The sequence below is a fragment of the Actinoplanes oryzae genome (assembly GCF_030757795.1).
GTDB lineage: Bacteria > Actinomycetota > Actinomycetes > Mycobacteriales > Micromonosporaceae > Actinoplanes.
Map to the genome: position 1 here is coordinate 1 of NZ_JAUQWH010000364.1, position 573 is coordinate 573.

At 77.5% G+C, this 573-nt stretch carries 1 protein-coding gene; it reads right to left on the bottom strand.

Annotation, left to right across the window (positions count from 1 at the left end):
• Window positions 1–573, bottom strand: a 573-nt coding sequence (locus tag RBH18_RS43945) for a glutamate-cysteine ligase family protein (RefSeq protein WP_306216459.1), incomplete at both ends; no start/stop codon positions are given.

The following is a 573-nucleotide window of genomic DNA, read 5'->3' on the forward strand; positions in this document are numbered from 1 at the left end:
GGCGGGAACAGCGTGCTCAGGTGGTAGTCGACGTCGGCGGCGGTGGGGCGCCGGGGTAGCGCGCCGCCGACCCAGTCCCGCAGGGTCAGGCCCGGGGGAGCGGCCCAGCTGCCGTCCTCCCGGCGGATGCAGGTGACCGGGGCGTCGAGCGCGTAGCGGGCCCAGGCCCCGGCCGGGTCGTCCGCCGAGGCGGGGATCGGGTGGGTCAGCCGCGGGTCCATCGCCCACCAGGCGGCCATGCGGGCGGACGCGTGCCCGGTGGCCCGGCCGGCGTGCGTGTGCGCGGTGGCGAAGGCGGCGAGCAGCGGGGGACCGAGCGCGTTCACCGCGGCCCAGCGGGTGGCCACCTCGCCGGGGGTGCCCGCGTCGAGACACACCTGGAGGCCCGCGGTGCTGCACATCATCACGTGTCCGTCCGGCCCGAGGGCGGCCTGCATCGCGTCGTAGCGCGGGGTGTGCAGCAGCCGTCGCGGGGAGCGGTGGGGATCGATGCCGCTGTCGCCGAGGGTCAGGCCGGCAGCGGCGAGGAGGCGCGCGAGATGCGCGTGATCGGTGGAGACCGCCTCATGCAGG